A 16,023-nucleotide genomic window follows, 5' to 3' on the forward strand; every position below is an offset into this window, starting at 1 on the left:
TCAGACTCTTTCTTTCTCGTGAAGCACCTGTTGCGAATCGATGGACTCGGGAGCATACGGCGGGGTCAGGTGGATGTCGTCGGGTTCGACCTCGTCGTCGCCGGTGGTCGTACTCGCCTCCGCGTAGCGGTTCCGTGCGCGTCGATCGACGAACGACATCGCGACCAGCACGAGCACCGCGACCAGCATCAGGAGTGTCGCGGCGGCGTAGGCGCCGTACTCGTTGTAGTCGTCGGTGTAGCGGGAGTGCACGAGCAGCGTCAGCGTCTGCGAGATGCCGGGGTAGTTCGACGACACCATCGTCACGGCGCCGTACTCGCCGAGCGAGCGTGCGACCGTCAACACGATGCCGTAGGTCAGTCCCCAGCGGATCGCGGGAAGCGTGATCCGCCAGAAGGTCTGCCACCCACTCGCGCCCAAGGTCGCGGCCGCCTGTTCCTGTTCGGTACCGATCTCGCGGAGGACCGGCTCCACCTCACGCGCAACGAACGGCAGTGTGACGAACAGCGTCGCCAGAACAAGGCCGGGGAAGCCGAAGATGACGCGGAAGCCCAAGCTCTCGACACCGCCGAACCACCCCCCATATCCCCACAGCAGGATCAGCGCGACACCGGCGACCACGGGTGACACCGCGAACGGGAGGTCGACGACGGCCTGCAGAACGCCCTTGCCGGGGAATCGTCCTCGGGCGAGCGCCAACGCGATGATGATGCCGAAGATGACGTTCAACGGCACGACGATCACCACGATGAGCAGGCTCAGCTGCAACGCCGAGATCGCGGCCGGCGTGGTGATCCATTCCCAGAACTGGCCGAGGCCGTGTTCGAAGGACCGCCAGAAGATCAGCGCCACGGGAACGATCAGGAGAACGAACAGGTACACGAGCGCGATGGTGCGGAGCCCGTAGCGGGTCGTCGCCGATAGTTTCATCGGTCCAGTTCCTCACGCTTGGTCTGGCGCCGACCGACGATACGCAGCACCAGAAGTGCGACGAAGGCGATCAGCAGGAGTACGACCGAGATGGCTGCGGCGTTGACCGGCTCGTCGATCTCGATCTGCTGCTGGATGTACTGCGAGGCGACCTGGGTGTCGCCGGGGATGTTTCCGCCGATGAGGACGACAGAACCGAACTCACCGATCGCACGGGTGAATGCGAGGCCTGCACCCGTGAGGATCGCGGGAAGCAGCGAGGGCAGCACGATCTTGCGGAAGATGGTGCCGTTCCGTGCCCCGAGAACCGCCGCGGCCTCTTCGACGTCGGTGTCGAGTTCGATCAACACCGGCTGCACCTGGCGGACGACGAACGGCAACGTGACGAACGTCAGCGCGATGATCAACGCGGGCTTCGTCGCCGCGAGATGGATGTCGATAGGACTGTTCGGCCCGTACAGCGAGAGCAGCACGAGGCTGGCGACGATGGTCGGCAGTGCGAACGGTAGATCGATGATCGCGTTGACAAAGCCCTTGCCGCGGAAGTCATCTCGCACCAGAACCCAGGCGATGATGGTGCCGAACACGACGTTGATGAGGGCGGCAACGATCGAGACGAGGACGGTGATCCAGATCGCGTCGATCGCGTTCTCCGCAGTGACCGCATCCCAGAAGCCGCTCCAGCCGTCGTCGAAGGACTGAACGGTGATCGCGGCCAGTGGCAGCAGGACGATGATGCTCAGCCAGAGCCACGCCGTACCGATTGCCGCGGGACTCACACCCGCGAAGGTCCGTGATCGACCGAGAAATCCCTTCGGCGGCTGCGAATTCGACGACGCTGCGTTCTGCACCGACGCGTTGTCGGGAGCGCTCGCGACCTCTCCCGCGGCGGTCATTGCTTGCCGCCTTCGTTGTAGATCTTGGTGATCGAGCCCTTGGTACCGAAGAGTGCGTTGTCCACGGCTTTCCACCCCTTCAGGTCTTTGCCCTTGTTCTTGGCCGCGGTGCCTTTACCCAGGGTCTTACCGAGTTCGTCGATTGTCCATAGTTTCGTGATGTCGCCGGGAAAAAGGGATTTCGTCTCGGCGATCACCGAGGGCACGACTGGACGGAACCCCTGCTTGGCCCAGATCTGTTGTGCCTCATCGGTGAACAAGAAGTCAACGAAAGCCTTGGCCGCCGGCAGGTCCTTCGACGTGTTGACCACGGCGACAGGATTTTCGATCTTGAACGTCTGTGGCGGAATCAGGTACTCGACCTGTGAACTCTCCACCGCTCCGGCGTTCTTGCGCTGCAGCATGATCGCTTCGTTCTCGTAGCTGATCAGCACGTCGCCCTGACCCTGCTGGAACGTGGTGGTCGCCTCACGTCCCGACTTCGGGCGCACCTTGACGTGGTCGCGCACGAGGTCGCCGACGTAGTCGAGTCCGGCCTGCGGATTCTTGCCGCCCTCGCTCTTCGCCGCGTACGGCGCGAGCAGGTTCCATTTCGCCGAGCCGGAACTGCCCGGGTCGGGGGTGATCACCTGAACACCCGGCTTGAGCAGGTCGTCCCAGTCGTGGATGTTCTTGGGATTGCCCTTGCGAACCACGAGTGCGACGACCGAGCCGAACGGGATGCTGTTGTGCGGTTCAGCCTTCTTCCAGTCCTCGTCGACGAGTCCCGCCTTGACCAGGCGCGTCACGTCGGGTTCGACGGAGAAGTTGACGACGTCCGCCGGCACGTGGCGAGCAACCTTGCGCGACTGGTCACCCGATGCCCCGTACGACGCCGAGAAGCCGATGTCCTTGCCCTCGGGAGTTCCGCGGAAGGCTGGGATGATCTTGTCGAATCCAGGCTTCGGAGTCGCGTAGGCGACGAGATCGAGGTGACGGCTTCCGCTGGAGATGTCGACACCGTCAGGCGTGTCCGTCGAGCCGCCACCACATCCGGCGACCAGTGCAACAGTTAGCGTTAGTAAGCACGCCACAACTGGTAGGCGCCATCTGCGGGCCAGACTTGGACTCACGGATCCTCCACGATGATTCCCGGCTTCGCGGGACGTCGCGGCCGGAGCAGGATCACGCTAGCAACGCCGAGCGCCTCCCCCAAGACGAGATCCGACGCCTCGCAGTCGGTCCGGGCCGATCAGCGAGTCAGGAGCCAGGCGAGCACGACGAGAACGATGAGCGCCAGCAGCGCCCAGGTCACCCGTGACTTCATCATTGCGGTCACAGCCCCTTTCCGTCGTCGTCGGCGAACCGTCGACGATCGAACACGTTCATCACCGCTTCGACCAGCACATTCAGGATGAGTGCGATGCCGATTGCGACTGGGACCACCACTGCGAGAGTGACCAGGAGCTGCGGGACGAACGACAATCCGGTGAGCCACTCCTCCACCGAATCCCACCACGCGAGGAAGCTGTCCATGCCTGTCTCCTCGCGTCTGCCCGGCCTCCGCCGAGTTTGGATCAGTGTGATTCGAATTCCGCGCTCGAGGCTTCACCATCGCATCGCGAAACCAGCTCGAGTCGAGAGCCGCGTTCACGCGGCCACTCGATCGTATCGAAATGCGCCGGACCGGCTCGCTCCCCCTCTGCCCGAGTGGGTCAGCTCGCGGCCGCCGCGCCTGCGTCACCAGACGCAGGCGCGGTCTCCAGGCGCAAGCTCCGGTGCGTCACCTTCCGATACACGATCTCCACGACGAAGCTCGCAATCAGTACGACGATGAGGGTGATCCACGTACTCGCGGGTCCGGTGTGGATCGCGTATCCGAGCAGGAGGCAGAACAACGCGAGATTGAGGCTGACCGCCGCGATCAACAGCCATGCCTTTGCGCCCGTCTGGTGCCGGACCCGCATGTGACCGACGCTGACTGCCCCGTACACGATCAAGAAGGCGAGACTCGCCATCTGCCCGACCGACGACAGCGGAAAGAAGACGACGAATGCGCAGGTGAGCGCACCAGCCATCAGCAGTCCCCACGTACCGCTCCGCCACACCCCACGCGCGAAGTCGGCAGGCATCTCACCGGACTTGGCGACGGTGAAGGCAAGGTTGGCGTCTCCGAACAACGTGGCGTTGACGCCGGACGCGGTGGCGAGCAGCGCTGCGGCACCGATCACGATGAACCCGACCTGTCCGAGCACCGCGCGCCCGGCGTCGGAAAGCACATGGCCCTGGTTCGCCTCGATCTCGGGGAGCGTCATCACCATGACGATCAGCGAGCTGATCACGACATAGATGACGATCACAATGAACAGCGCCTGATACATGGCGCGCGGGAGCTCTTTGGCGGGGTTCTTCATGTCGCCTGCGGAATTCGTCACGACGCCGAATCCCTCGTAGGTGACATAGAGCAGACCGGCAGCGAAGAAGATGCCGATCACACCTTCTCCACCGCTCTGCTCGAAGTTCGACCCGTCTGCCTTGAACGACGCCGCGACCACAAATGCGACGAGGATGGCCACCTCGATCGCCACGACGAACATCTCAGATCTGCCAACGAGTTTTGACCCGATTGCGTTCACACCGATCAACACGATGACCAGCCCGACGCCGATGGCCTTGCCCGACCAGTCCGGCGTATCGAAGGGCAATAGGTGCCGTGCATAGCCCGCGAACCCGGAGGCGTACAGGGCCATCGCGATGATCCAGCCGAGGAACTGAAAGATGTTGAGCCCGCCCGCGATGACACCATCGCCGAAACAGCGGATCAGGAATTGCGCCGCGCCGCCGCGACTCGGAAACCGAGCGCCCAGTTTGGCATACGAGTACACGCTGAACAGTGAGACCAGACCACCGACGAGGAACGCCACCGGAATCCACACGCCCGCTGTGGTCGCGGCGAGTCCGACGAGTGTGTAGAGACCGGCACCCATCATCCCGCCAACGCCGATGGCCGTCGCCGACGCGACCGTGATGGACGCCTTCTGCGAGGAGTCGTTCTGTGACGAACCCTTTTGGGAGGAATCCTTGTGGGTCATCGACGTAGGTCCCGCCGCCGATCAGCAGTGACGCGGTCAACACTGCGAGTCATGCGATGCAGTATTGCACAGCTTATTCTCACTGGCAGGGCCTTGCGGGAACGGTTGCGTTAGTGCGGGTTTGAGTCCAATCTCCACGACTCGTATGCGCGCGGATCCTCGATCGGCTCGATATGAATGCTCACCCGCAGATGATCGAGAGCCGCGTGCAGTTCGTCTTCGACGCGCTCGGATACGTCGTGGGCACGGTCGACGCTCCACACCCCCGGCACCAGCATGTGCATCTGGACGTACCGCTCGTGTCCCGATTCGCGTGTGCGCACATCGTGAAATGCCACCTCGTCGGTACGGAACCGGTCGAGCACGTCGTTGACCGTCGTGAGGTCGACGGCGGGCAGCGCGGCGTCGAGAAGCCCGTCACCCGAGCGCCAGATGAGTCGCGCACCGACGACGATGATGTTCACCGCGACGAGGATGGCAACGATGGCGTCGAGCGGCAGCCAGCCGGTGACAGCAACAAGGAACACACCAACAATGACGCCGACGGTGGTCCAGACATCGGTGAGTAGATGCTTGCCGTCGGCTTCGAGCGTCATCGAGCGGTAGCGTCTACCCGCCCGGAGCAGGATCACCGCCACGGCACCGTTCAGCACGGTTGCGGCGACGGAGATGGCGAGTCCGAGTCCCACCGCCTCCAGTTCGGCGGGATGCAGTAGCCGATCCACCGCAGCCACGATGATCGCGATGGCCGCCACGACGATCAGGATGCCTTCGAACACCGCGGAGAAGTACTCGGCCTTCGCGTGCCCGAAATTATGTTCTGCGTCAGCAGGTTTCGCGACCACACGCAGTGCAAAGAACGCGGCAATCGCGGCAGCGAGATTGACCACCGATTCGAGTGCGTCGGAGAGCAGACCAACCGACCCGCTGACGCGCCAGGCGATCAGCTTCATCACGATCACGACCAAAGCCGTGACAATACTCAGGAGCGCGTACCGCGTCAGATCGGGACGCGAAGTTGCGGATGCATTCGCCACTGACCAATTGCACCACAGGACGGGCGACTCGCGCCGCCATTGAACCGGGCAGCGACGTCAGATATCTGCAGCAACCATCCCGTCGAGGGCGCCGTAGTACGCCGACGTCAGCAGACGCATCGTCTGGTCCAGAGACAGGCCGCTGGCCAAGAGATCGAGTACCTCGCGTGGATCGAACATCTGGTTGTAGAGAAACAACGCGTGATCGAAGTGGGAGTCGTCGATTCCCTTGCTGCGCAATACCGCCCGAATCGGACGCTCCCAGGCGTCACGTACCGTCTGGATCGTCGGGTCGCCCTCGCGAAGTCGGGTGAGGAAGCCCACCGGCCGACGCAACCGGACCATTGCGGGACCGTTGATCACAAGAAGCCGACCGAGTTGAGCGACGACGTCCTCGAACAGCGCCGTGCCGGTTTTCGTCGAATCCTGGCTGTAGTCACGCAGTTCGACGATCACACCCTGCAGATACTCACGGACGAGCGTCTCCAACGAGGGAAAGTAGCGGTAGACCGTCGCGGTGCCGACCCCGGCGCGCTCCGCGATCACCGGAATGCTGACGTTCTCATAGTCGTCGCGCAGCACTTCGCCCGTTGCGACAAGAATCCTCTTACGATTCCGTACGGCGTCTTTGCGCGTCGGCATGGGAGCAGCGGTCGCCATCGCGATACACCTCCCGCCGCATCAACACCCGTCGAACCCCAACCTACCCCAGCTCACGCACCGATCCTCCGGGTCAGATCAGTCGGCGCCGCCGCCCGGGGCAAGCGCCGTCACAGCCCGCGCCGCGCCAACAACGGCTCGATATAGGGCTTGCGTCCGATCAATTCCTCGTGCGCGACAAGCGGGTCGACGCTGTCTCCCCGAGACAGCGTCGACTGTGCGAATCGTCGGCCGTTCTCGCGCTGCAGGCCACCCTCGGACAGGAACCACTGCTCGGTGTCGGCGTCGAGGACCTCCGACCAGATGTACGAGTAGTAGCCGGCCGAGTAGCCGCCGCCGAAGATGTGGTTGAAGTAGGTGCTCCGGTAGCGCGGCGGGATCAAGTCGGTCCCGATGCCCGCCGCACGAAGCGCCTGCGCCTCGAAGCCTGCGACGTCGGTGATCGCCTCGGCCTGCGCGGTGTCGAGTTGGTGCCACGCGAGGTCGAGGACTGATGCCGCCAGGTATTCGATTGTGCCGTGGGCAGATTCGGTTCCCGCCGACTCGCGTGCCGCCGTGGCGAGCTCCGCGGGAATGGGTTCGCCGGTCTCATGGTGGCGCGCGTAGTTGGCCAGGACAGACGGGTGCAGCGCCCACATCTCGTTGACCTGCGACGGGAATTCGACGAAGTCGCGCGGTACCGACGTACCCGACTGCGACGGATAGTCGACGGCCGAGAGCAACCCGTGCAGGGCATGACCGAACTCATGGAACAGGGTGGTGAGCTGATCGACGGTCAGCAGGCACTTCTCACCGTCATCGGGCTTCGTCAGGTTCAATACGTTGACCACGACGGGCTGTGTCTGCAGCATCGTCGACTGGTCGACAATGCTGTTCATCCATGCCCCACCGCGTTTGGACGGGCGTGCGAAGTAGTCGCCGAGGAACAGGCCAATGCTGCGCCCGCTCTCGTCGAGTACGTCCCACACGCGAACGTCGGGGTGGTAGGCGGGCAGTTCAGGACGCTCGACGAAGCGCAGCCCGTAGAGCACGTTGGCCGCGTAGAACACCCCGCGGGTCAGGACCGTCTCGAGTTCGCAGTAGTCGGCGAAATCATCAAGCGGGACATCGGATTTCGACCGCGCCGCACGCGCGAGCCAGTACGTGTAGTCCGCGGCACCGATCTCGGCGTCGCCCGCGAGGACCCGCAAGTCGTCGAGTTCGCGCTCCCCCGCTCGCATCGCCGACTCGCTGAGTTCCCGCAATAGGTCGTCGACGGCCTCGGCCGACGGTGCGGTCTGTTCCGCGATCACGTAGTCGGCGTGATCGCTGTATCCGAGCAACTCCGCACGCCTGGCGCGCAGCCGCACGATCTCCAACACCAATTCGGTTGTGTCGTTGTCGTTTCCGCGAGCGCAGCGGTTGATCGATGCCTCGAAGACGCGGCGTCGAACAGCGCTGTCGGTCAGTTCGGTGAGGACGCTCTGGCTCGTCGGCAGTTCGAGGGCGATCAGATATCCACTGTCGTGTCCCGCTTCGGTGGCGGCACGACGCGCGGCGGCGATCTCACCGGCCGACATACCGTCGAGCGCGGATGCGTCGTCGACGAACACGGCCGAATCGTTGGAGTCGTCGAGGATCTTCTGCGAGAACGTCGTGGTGAGCAGGGCCAGTCGCGACGAGATCTCGCGCATCTCCTGTTGTTGATCGGGCGACAGACCCGCACCGGCGCGCACCGCGCCGCGATAGTGCTTGTCGAGTAGCCGACGCCGCGGCTCATCGAGGTCGAGGTCATCGGCGTCGCCGTGGACCTTCGAAATGCGCTCGAAGAGAACGGGGTTCATCGCGATGGTGTTCTGGTGATCGGTCAGCAGCGTCGACAGCTCGCGGCTGATCTCGTTGCGTTTCGGGTTGGTATCCGGACCGACAAGGTTGAAGAAGATGCCGGCCGCGCGAGCGAGATCGCGTCCGGAGAACTCGACCGCTTCGACGGTGTTGCCGAACGTCGGCGGCTCCGCGTTGTTCGCGATCTCGTCGATCTCCGCCAACTGCGATGCCATCGCGTCGGTGAACGCGGGCAGGAAGTCGTCGTCGGAAATCGAGGCGAAGTCGGGCAGGCCGTGCGGTAGATCGCTCTGTGCGAGAACGGGATTCACGTTGTCTGTACCCATGACCTCACTTGCCCTTCGGTTTGTCGCCCATCGAGTCGGTGGAGAGTGCGGCGACGAACGCCTCCTGCGGGACGTCGACCCGACCGATGGTCTTCATCCGCTTCTTGCCCTCCTTCTGCTTTTCGAGCAGCTTGCGCTTTCGGCTGATATCGCCGCCATAGCACTTGGCGAGCACGTCCTTGCGGATCGCCCGGATGTTCTCGCGCGCAATGATTTTCGATCCGATGGCCGCCTGCACGGGCACCTCGAACTGCTGCCGCGGAATGAGTTCCTTGAGCTTGGTGGCCATCTTGTTGCCGTAGCCGAACGCGGCGTCGCGGTGCACGATCGCGCTGAAGGCGTCGACCGCCTCGCCCTGGAGGAGGATGTCGACTTTCACGAGGTCGGCTTCCTGCTCGCCCGCCTCCTCGTAATCGAGGCTGGCGTAGCCGCGGGTGCGCGACTTCAAGGAGTCGAAGAAGTCGAAGATGATCTCGGCCATCGGCATGGTGTAGCGCATCTCGACGCGTGTCTCCGACAGGTAGTCCATGCCGCCGAGCTCACCGCGCCGTGACTGACACAGCTCCATGATCGCACCGATGAATTCGCTCGGCGCGATGATCGTCGTCTTGACGATCGGCTCGTAGATGTAGCGTGCCTTGCCCTCCGGCCAGTCGGACGGGTTGGTGACGATCGACTCGGAGCCGTCTTCCATGACCACCCGGTAGACGACGTTGGGTGCGGTGGAGATCAGGTTCAGGTCGAACTCGCGCTCGAGCCGCTCACGGGTGATCTCCATGTGCAGCAGTCCGAGGAAGCCGCAGCGGAAACCGAAGCCAAGCGCGACAGACGTCTCCGGCTCGTAGGTGAGCGCGGCGTCGTTGAGTTGCAGTTTGTCGAGAGCGTCGCGCAGCACCGGATAGTCGGAGCCGTCGAGCGGGTAGAGGCCGGAGTAGACCATCGGGCGCGGTTCGCGATAGCCGGTCAGCGGCTCGGTGGCGCCGTGGCGCGCGGTCGTGACGGTGTCGCCGACCTTCGACTGCCGCACGTCTTTCACGCCGGTGATGAGGTAGCCGACCTCGCCGACGCCGAGCCCCTTTGTCGGCTTTGGTTCCGGCGAGACGATGCCGACCTCGAGCAGCTCGTGCGTCGCCCCGGTCGACATCATGGCGATCTTCTCGCGCGGGACGATCTTGCCGTCCACCACGCGGACGTAGGTGACCACGCCGCGGTAGGTGTCGTAGACGGAGTCGAAGATCATGGCGCGCGCAGGAGCATCGGGGTCGCCCTGCGGCGCGGGCACGAGCTTGATCACCTCGTCGAGCAGTTCCGTGACGCCCGCACCGGTCTTGCCCGACACACGCAGCACGTCGTCGGGCTCGCAGCCGATGATGTGCGCGATCTCCTCGGCATAGCGGTCGGGGTCGGCGGCAGGGAGGTCGATCTTGTTGAGCACCGGGATGATGGTCAGGTCCTTGTCCATCGCCAGGTACAGGTTTGCCAGGGTCTGCGCTTCGATGCCCTGCGCGGCGTCGACGAGTAGAACGGCACCCTCACACGCTTCGAGCGCACGAGACACCTCGTAGGTGAAGTCGACGTGGCCCGGAGTGTCGATGAGGTGCAGCACGTAGTCGGTCTGCGGGCCGTCGGGACCGTCGGACTTCCAGGGCAGGCGCACGTTCTGCGCCTTGATCGTGATGCCACGCTCGCGCTCGATGTCCATGCGGTCGAGGTACTGGGCGCGCATGTCCCGCTCGGCGACCACGCCCGTGAGCTGCAGCATCCGGTCGGCCAGCGTCGATTTGCCGTGGTCGATGTGCGCGATGATGCAGAAGTTCCGGATCCGGCTGGGATCGGTGAACGTGGTGTCGGCGAAGGTGGGAATCGAACTGCTCCTACAGGTGCGCACCAGTACTCGAGTGCGATGCGGGTGTGGGTCGTCGTATCCAGTTTCTCACGGCGGGCCGTCGGCGGGTCGGGGCCGGGTTGCGAGAGAAGTGTCGGAGCGAGCCAGTCCACTCGATCCGGTCAGCTCGCGCTGGTCGGATTCGGTCACATACCCGCTGCGGCGCCCCGAGCGCGGTGCGAATCCCTGCGTGCGCGCACGGCGAGATGAGCCGTCGCAACGACGATCGATGCGACGAGCAGCACAAGCGCGCCGAACGAGAGCAGAAGCCAGAAGTCAGCCCAGTTCGCGACGCCGACGAACACCAGCACGGCCATCGCGGGCACGACGAGCCATGAGACCCATACGCGCAGCGCGACCGCGGCGATCAGTGGAGGTGACGCCAGCAGCACCCCCATCTCGATCAGCCTGCGCGGACCGAGCGCAGCGAAGATCGAGTCCTCACATGTGGCGCCGGCGTGCGCACCGGCGACCGACAGTTCGCCGCTCTTGCCGCAACTCACCGTCACCTCGCCCACCGGCATGAACCCGCACGCCACCGCGTAGCCAACTGCCGCCACTGCCATCGCAAGCCACGCCACTCGTATGGCTCTCATGCCTGCAACTTATAACGTGGACGCCGTGAGTCCCGAGACCTTCACCGGCGACGGCGTCGTCGCAGACATCTACCGTCCGGACGGCCGACCTCGCGCGGTCCTCGTGTTGGCGCACGGCGCGGGAGGCAACCGGCAGACCGCGATCATGCGGGCCTACGGCGTCGAGTTCAGCGCCCGCGGGCTGTTCGTCGCCTGCATCGATCTGCCGTACCGGCAGCGCAGGCCCAAGGGCCCGCCCAGCCCGTCGGGTGCGGCAGGCGATCGGGACGGAATCCGTGAGGCGGCCGCGCTGTTCGCATCCGAATCCGGCGGTCCACTCGTCCTCGGTGGCCACTCCTACGGCGGCAGGCAGGCGTCGATGGTCGTCGCGGAGGATGGTGCCGCCACAGACGCGGCAGGGCTGCTGCTGTCGTCGTATCCGTTGCATCCGCCCGGCAAACCCGAACGCGCGCGTAGCGAGCACCTGGGCGAGATCACGATTCCGACGGTGATCGTGCACGGGGCGTCGGACCCCTTCGCGACGACGGAGGAGATCACCGACGCCATTGCGCTCATCCCCGCGCCGACCCGGCTCGTCGAGATCGAGAAAACCGGGCACGACCTCAAACCCGACAAGAAGCCGACTGCTCAGCTCGCGGCCGACGCCGTCGACGACCTGATCCTGAACGGACCGACGCGATGACCGCTCGCACGCGGGTGCGCCCCACCCATGAGGCGGCCCGCGAGATCGTCTACTCCCCCGACCTCGACGGCGCAGCCGATCCCGGCGAGATCGTCTGGACCTGGGTGCGTTACGAGGACGATCCGAGCAAGGGCAAGGACCGTCCGGTGCTGGTCGTCGGACGGGACAGCGGCGAAGAGCACACGCATCTCCTCGGCCTCATGCTCTCGAGCCAGGACTACCACCGCGACGACCCGAACTGGATGGAACTCGGGACCGGCGTCTGGGACGACGAACACCGCGAGAGCTACATCCGCCTCGATCGCGTGCTGTACGTCCTCGAACACGGAATTCGACGCGAGGGCGCGATCCTCGACGAGGAGCGTTTCGACGCCGTCGCCGACCGACTACGCCGCGACTACGGCTGGCGGTAGATCGCTCGCGGTAGATCGGCGACCCGTCGAGCTATAGATGTGTGTCGAATCGAAGGATGTGGTTGCTGCAGCACCCAATTCCTTCGATTCGACACACATTCACCGGCGGCGGCACGGGCCGGTCACGCCAGGCGCGTGATCTCCACGACGACGTCGAGGTCCGTCGCCTTGCCGCCGGTGTAGATGCCCTTGAGCGGCGAGACGTCGGAGTAGTCGCGGCCGACGCCCACCGACACATGCTGCTCGGTGATGGGGGTGTCGTTGGTCGGGTCATAGCCCCACCAGCCGCCTGTCCACACCTCGATCCACGCGTGGCTCTGTCCCTCGACGGTCTTGTCGATCTTCGCGTCGGGCTTCGGGTGCAGATATCCGGAGACGTACCGTGCGGGCACGCCGAGACCGCGCAGCATCGAGAGGCTGACGTGCGCGTAGTCCTGACACACACCCTTGCGCTCGTTCCAGGCGTCGACGGCGGTGCTGTGCACGCCTGTCGTTCCCGGTACGTACTCCATCTCCTCGTGCACGAATTTGCAGATCGCCTCGACGGCGTCCTCGGGCTCGAGCCCCTTGGCGATGCGACGCGCTGTCGCGCCCAGACGCCCGTTCTTCGGCACATACGTTGTGAAGGAGAGCATTTCGTCGTAGCGGTCGGCGACATACTCGCTCTCCAATTCCTCCCACGTCACAGCTTTGTCGGGGGCGGGTCGCTCTCCGGCCTCGGTCTCGACGACTGACATCCCCGACACCTCCAGCTCCTCGTGCGGAGCGTGGAGGTCGAAGGCGGTGACGGCGGTGCCCCAGTAGTCGGTGTAGCGGTACGCACGGGTCGCGGGCACCGTCTCCACACGGTTGACGATCACGTTCTGCCGAGTATCGCTTCGCGGGGTCAGCCGTGCCTCGTTGAAGGAGGAGGTGACCGGACTCTGGTAGGCGAAGCCTGTCGAATGCACGACCCTCAGACGCCAGCTCACAGTTCACTCTCCTCGATGAAGTGTTCTTCACCATCGCTGACCCGGGCGTCTGCCCACGACACATACGGTGACACATGGAAGTACTGACCCGTGACCGCCTCGTTGACGGCACGGCAGGTGTCCTGCAGGTCAAGAAGTCGTTCCTGCAGTCCGTCGAGCAGTCGGCCCGGTTCCAGGAACTCGAGCGAGCTGCGCGCTCGTCCGAGCAGCAGCAGCGCTTCGGCCTGCTCGCCGACGCGGCTCGGACGCTTCTCGATCTCCGCGAGATTCTGCTCTGCGACACGAAGTGCGTGGAACACCGATCGCGGAAAGAGCCTGTCCAGCAACATGAACTGCACGATGTTCTCGGCGTCGAGCAGACCGCGATAGGTCCGCAGGTAGGTGTCGTGGGCACCGGCGGACACCAGAACATTCACCCACGCGGGCGAATTGATCGGATCGTTGGCGCGGGACAGAAGCATGCGGATGGTCATATCGACCCGCTCCACGGAGCGGCCGAGCAGCAGGTAGCGGTAGCCGTCGTCGTGACTCATCGTCGCGTCGGCGAGTCCGGCGAACATGGCGGCCCGGTTCTTCACATACGAGAGGAACTCGTGAGGTCCGAGTCGACGCCCCCGACGCTCCGCTTCGGCCAGTCCGTTGTAGGTGGTGTTCAGACACTCCCACATCTCACTGGACGTGACTTCCCGTGCGCCACGGGCATTCTCGCGCGCCGCACGGATGAGGTCGACGACCGATCCGGCCGACCCCTTCGCATACGCCACATGCTCGGTGAGCGACCACACGTCGAGCGGCCCGTCGGTGTCGGGCACCTCGAGCCCGAGAACCTGGATGACCATCCGAACCGCACCGTCGACGTCGGCGGAGGTGTCCTCGAGGAGCTGGTGGATAGCGACGTCGAGCAGACGCGCCATGTCGTCGGCACGTTCGACGTAGCGGCCGATCCAGTAGAGGGATTCGGCGTTGCGGGCCAACATCATCGGGGATCACCGCTTTGCTGTTGCTGCTGTGTCTGTTCGAAGACCGGGTCGGGTGCACTCTCGGCGGGCCTCGCCGCCTTGGCGGCCTTGGAGGTGACCACCTTGCCGCCGCCGAGTTCGCGCTCACTCTGTGTGGCCCTGCTTGCGAGCACCCACGTGTCCTTCGAGCCGCCACCCTGACTGGAGTTGACGACGAGTGACCCTTCGGGCAGTGCGACGCGGGTCAGTCCGCCCGGGAGCACCCAGACCTTCTCACCGTCGTTGACGGCGAAGGGACGCAGGTCGACGTGCCGCGGTCGTAGCGAGTCGCCGACCTTTGTCGGCACCGTCGACAGCTGCACCACGGGTTGGGCGATCCATCCGCGGGGGTCGTTGCGCACCTTGCGGGCGAGGGTGTCGAGCTCGGCCTTGGTGGCGTCGGGACCGAAGACGATCCCGTAACCACCCGATCCCTCAACAGGTTTCACGACGAGCTCGTCGATCCGATCGAGCACTTCGTCGCACTCCTCGGGGAGCCAGCAGCGCAGGGTGTCGACGTTGCCGATGATGGGCTTCTCGCCGAGGTAGTAGTTGATGATGTCCGGCACGTAGGTGTAGATGAGCTTGTCGTCGCCGACACCGTTGCCCACCGCGCTCGAGATCACGACGTTGCCCGCCCGCGCCGCGTTGAGCAGACCTGCCACGCCGAGCATCGAATCCGGACGGAACTGCATGGGATCGAGGAAGTCGTCGTCGATGCGTCGGTAGATCACGTCGACGCGTTGCTCGCCCTCGGTGGTGCGCATGTAGACGACGTTGTCGCGGCAGAACAGATCTCGACCCTCGACGAGCTCGACGCCCATCAGCCGCGCGAGCAGCGAGTGCTCGAAGTACGCCGAGTTCGCGACACCGGGAGTGAGCACGACGATGTTGGGGTCGGCCTCGTTGAAGGCGGCCGAGGCCCGCAGGGCCCGCAGCAGGTGACTCGGGTAGTCGGCGACAGGGCGCACCTTGTGCGTGGAGAACAGGTCGGGAAAGACCCGCGCCATCGTGCGGCGGTTCTCCATCACGTACGACACACCCGACGGTGATCGCAGGTTGTCCTCGAGCACCCGGAAATCACCGTTCGCGTCGCGGATCAGGTCGATGCCCGCGACGTGAATGCGAACTCCGTTGGGAGGACGGATGTTTGCCGCCTGACGATGAAAGTGCTCACACGAATGGACCAGCCGCTTGGGCAACACACCGTCGCGCAGGATCTCCTGCTCGCCGTAGACGTCGTCGAGGAACAATTCCAGCGCCTGCACGCGCTGGGTGATACCCGCTTCGAGCTTGTTCCACTCGCCTGCCGAAATGACCCGTGGCACAACGTCCAACGGGAACGGGCGCTCCATACCCGAGAGCGAGAACGTGATGCCCTGGTCGATGAACGCGCGCCCGAGTGCGTCGACGCGGGCTTCGAGGTCGGCGCGGTCGGACTCGGCCATGACCTTGAAGATGCCCCGATACGCGGGGCGTACCTCGCCGTCGGCGTCGAACATCTCGTCAAAGGCCTTGCCGTACGGCCCTTTCGAATATCCCTTGAAAATTCCGGTCTCGGTGGGGAGTGTCTCCCTGACGACCTTGGCCTTGGCGCTCTTGGCAACCTGTCCCGGCTCGGCGCCCTTGCCGTTTGCCGACTTGGCGGCGGTGACTGACTTCGACGACGACGGGGGCGCGGTTTTGCGCGATGCCTTCTTGGCTTGCGCACCGGTTGACGCGGGACTCATAGAC

General features: G+C 64.6%; 15 protein-coding genes. 2 read left to right on the forward strand and 13 right to left on the reverse strand.

The features are described from left to right. From cysW to RND64_RS14070, 10 genes are all read right to left on the reverse strand, one after another. Positions 1-930, reverse strand: a complete 930-nt coding sequence (cysW, locus tag RND64_RS14025; protein ID WP_049698350.1) for a sulfate ABC transporter permease subunit CysW — start codon at positions 928-930, stop codon at positions 1-3. Beyond that, the gene (gene cysT / locus RND64_RS14030) at positions 927-1,826 is read right to left on the reverse strand and encodes a sulfate ABC transporter permease subunit CysT (protein WP_083444332.1); all 900 of its coding nucleotides are present in this window, start codon (positions 1,824-1,826) and stop codon (positions 927-929) included. The genes cysW and cysT overlap by 4 nt, the downstream gene beginning before the upstream one ends. Further along, positions 1,823-2,899: a sulfate ABC transporter substrate-binding protein gene (locus RND64_RS14035; protein ID WP_200903239.1), complete on the reverse strand. Its 1,077-nt coding sequence runs from the start codon at positions 2,897-2,899 to the stop codon at positions 1,823-1,825. The genes cysT and RND64_RS14035 overlap by 4 nt, the downstream gene beginning before the upstream one ends. A 241-nt stretch (positions 2,900-3,140) precedes the next feature. Next, positions 3,141-3,341 (reverse strand): hypothetical protein, encoded by a 201-nt coding sequence (locus tag RND64_RS14040; protein ID WP_049698351.1) that lies wholly within the window; start codon positions 3,339-3,341, stop codon positions 3,141-3,143. Positions 3,342-3,520: 179 nt separating this feature from the next. Beyond that, entirely contained in the window at positions 3,521-4,897 is a 1,377-nt protein-coding gene (locus RND64_RS14045; RefSeq protein WP_049698352.1) for an APC family permease, read from the reverse strand. A gap of 110 nt (positions 4,898-5,007) precedes the next feature. Then, the gene (locus tag RND64_RS14050) at positions 5,008-5,934 is read right to left on the reverse strand and encodes a cation diffusion facilitator family transporter (protein WP_049698353.1); all 927 of its coding nucleotides are present in this window, start codon (positions 5,932-5,934) and stop codon (positions 5,008-5,010) included. Positions 5,935-5,991: 57 nt separating this feature from the next. Beyond that, on the reverse strand, positions 5,992-6,594 hold the full coding sequence (locus RND64_RS14055) for a TetR/AcrR family transcriptional regulator (RefSeq protein WP_049698354.1): 603 nt from the start codon (positions 6,592-6,594) through the stop codon (positions 5,992-5,994). Positions 6,595-6,704: 110 nt separating this feature from the next. Beyond that, the gene (locus RND64_RS14060) at positions 6,705-8,744 is read right to left on the reverse strand and encodes a M3 family metallopeptidase (RefSeq protein WP_049698355.1); all 2,040 of its coding nucleotides are present in this window, start codon (positions 8,742-8,744) and stop codon (positions 6,705-6,707) included. A gap of 4 nt (positions 8,745-8,748) precedes the next feature. Further along, positions 8,749-10,632, reverse strand: coding sequence for a translation elongation factor 4 (lepA, locus tag RND64_RS14065; RefSeq protein ID WP_049698356.1), 1,884 nt, complete (start codon positions 10,630-10,632; stop codon positions 8,749-8,751). 143 nt (positions 10,633-10,775) lie between these two features. Next, complete coding sequence (locus RND64_RS14070) at positions 10,776-11,225, reverse strand: hypothetical protein (RefSeq protein WP_152930031.1); 450 nt, start codon at positions 11,223-11,225, stop codon at positions 10,776-10,778. Between RND64_RS14070 and RND64_RS14075 the strand changes: the two genes are divergently transcribed. Beyond that, positions 11,224-11,907, forward strand: coding sequence for an alpha/beta hydrolase family protein (locus RND64_RS14075; RefSeq protein WP_049698358.1), 684 nt, complete (start codon positions 11,224-11,226; stop codon positions 11,905-11,907). The genes RND64_RS14070 and RND64_RS14075 overlap by 2 nt on opposite strands. Beyond that, complete coding sequence (locus RND64_RS14080; RefSeq protein ID WP_049698359.1) at positions 11,904-12,320, forward strand: type II toxin-antitoxin system PemK/MazF family toxin; 417 nt, start codon at positions 11,904-11,906, stop codon at positions 12,318-12,320. The genes RND64_RS14075 and RND64_RS14080 overlap by 4 nt, the downstream gene beginning before the upstream one ends. Positions 12,321-12,442: 122 nt before the next feature. Here RND64_RS14080 and RND64_RS14085 read toward each other — a convergent pair whose 3' ends face one another. Genes RND64_RS14085 through RND64_RS14095 form a run of 3 tightly spaced genes read right to left on the reverse strand, consistent with a single transcriptional unit; the run spans position 12,443 to position 16,019 of the window. Then, the gene (locus tag RND64_RS14085; RefSeq protein WP_049698360.1) at positions 12,443-13,291 is read right to left on the reverse strand and encodes a transglutaminase family protein; all 849 of its coding nucleotides are present in this window, start codon (positions 13,289-13,291) and stop codon (positions 12,443-12,445) included. Continuing rightward, complete coding sequence (locus RND64_RS14090; RefSeq protein WP_197494616.1) at positions 13,288-14,268, reverse strand: alpha-E domain-containing protein; 981 nt, start codon at positions 14,266-14,268, stop codon at positions 13,288-13,290. Before RND64_RS14090 ends, RND64_RS14085 begins: the two co-directional genes overlap by 4 nt. Further along, on the reverse strand, positions 14,268-16,019 hold the full coding sequence (locus tag RND64_RS14095) for a circularly permuted type 2 ATP-grasp protein (protein ID WP_049698362.1): 1,752 nt from the start codon (positions 16,017-16,019) through the stop codon (positions 14,268-14,270). Before RND64_RS14095 ends, RND64_RS14090 begins: the two co-directional genes overlap by 1 nt. Between the last annotated feature and the right edge of the window lie 4 nt (positions 16,020-16,023).

The organism is Gordonia sp. w5E2 (genome assembly GCF_036540975.1).
GTDB classification, from domain to species: Bacteria; Actinomycetota; Actinomycetes; order Mycobacteriales; family Mycobacteriaceae; genus Gordonia; species Gordonia jacobaea.

Bases quoted from the DNA above. Each gene is read 5' to 3' on its own strand.
- cysW (WP_049698350.1), bottom strand. From the start codon at position 930: ATGAAACTATCGGCGACGACCCGCTACGGGCTCCGCACCATCGCGCTC.
- RND64_RS14045 (WP_049698352.1), bottom strand. From the start codon at position 4,897: ATGACCCACAAGGATTCCTCCCAAAAGGGTTCGTCACAGAACGACTCC.
- RND64_RS14080 (WP_049698359.1), top strand. From the start codon at position 11,904: ATGACCGCTCGCACGCGGGTGCGCCCCACCCATGAGGCGGCCCGCGAG.
- RND64_RS14055 (WP_049698354.1), bottom strand. From the start codon at position 6,594: ATGGCGACCGCTGCTCCCATGCCGACGCGCAAAGACGCCGTACGGAAT.
- RND64_RS14090 (WP_197494616.1), bottom strand. From the start codon at position 14,268: ATGTTGGCCCGCAACGCCGAATCCCTCTACTGGATCGGCCGCTACGTC.
- RND64_RS14040 (WP_049698351.1), bottom strand. From the start codon at position 3,341: ATGGACAGCTTCCTCGCGTGGTGGGATTCGGTGGAGGAGTGGCTCACC.
- RND64_RS14075 (WP_049698358.1), top strand. From the start codon at position 11,224: ATGCCTGCAACTTATAACGTGGACGCCGTGAGTCCCGAGACCTTCACC.
- RND64_RS14070 (WP_152930031.1), bottom strand. From the start codon at position 11,225: ATGAGAGCCATACGAGTGGCGTGGCTTGCGATGGCAGTGGCGGCAGTT.
- RND64_RS14060 (WP_049698355.1), bottom strand. From the start codon at position 8,744: ATGGGTACAGACAACGTGAATCCCGTTCTCGCACAGAGCGATCTACCG.
- RND64_RS14095 (WP_049698362.1), bottom strand. From the start codon at position 16,019: ATGAGTCCCGCGTCAACCGGTGCGCAAGCCAAGAAGGCATCGCGCAAA.
- cysT (WP_083444332.1), bottom strand. From the start codon at position 1,826: ATGACCGCCGCGGGAGAGGTCGCGAGCGCTCCCGACAACGCGTCGGTG.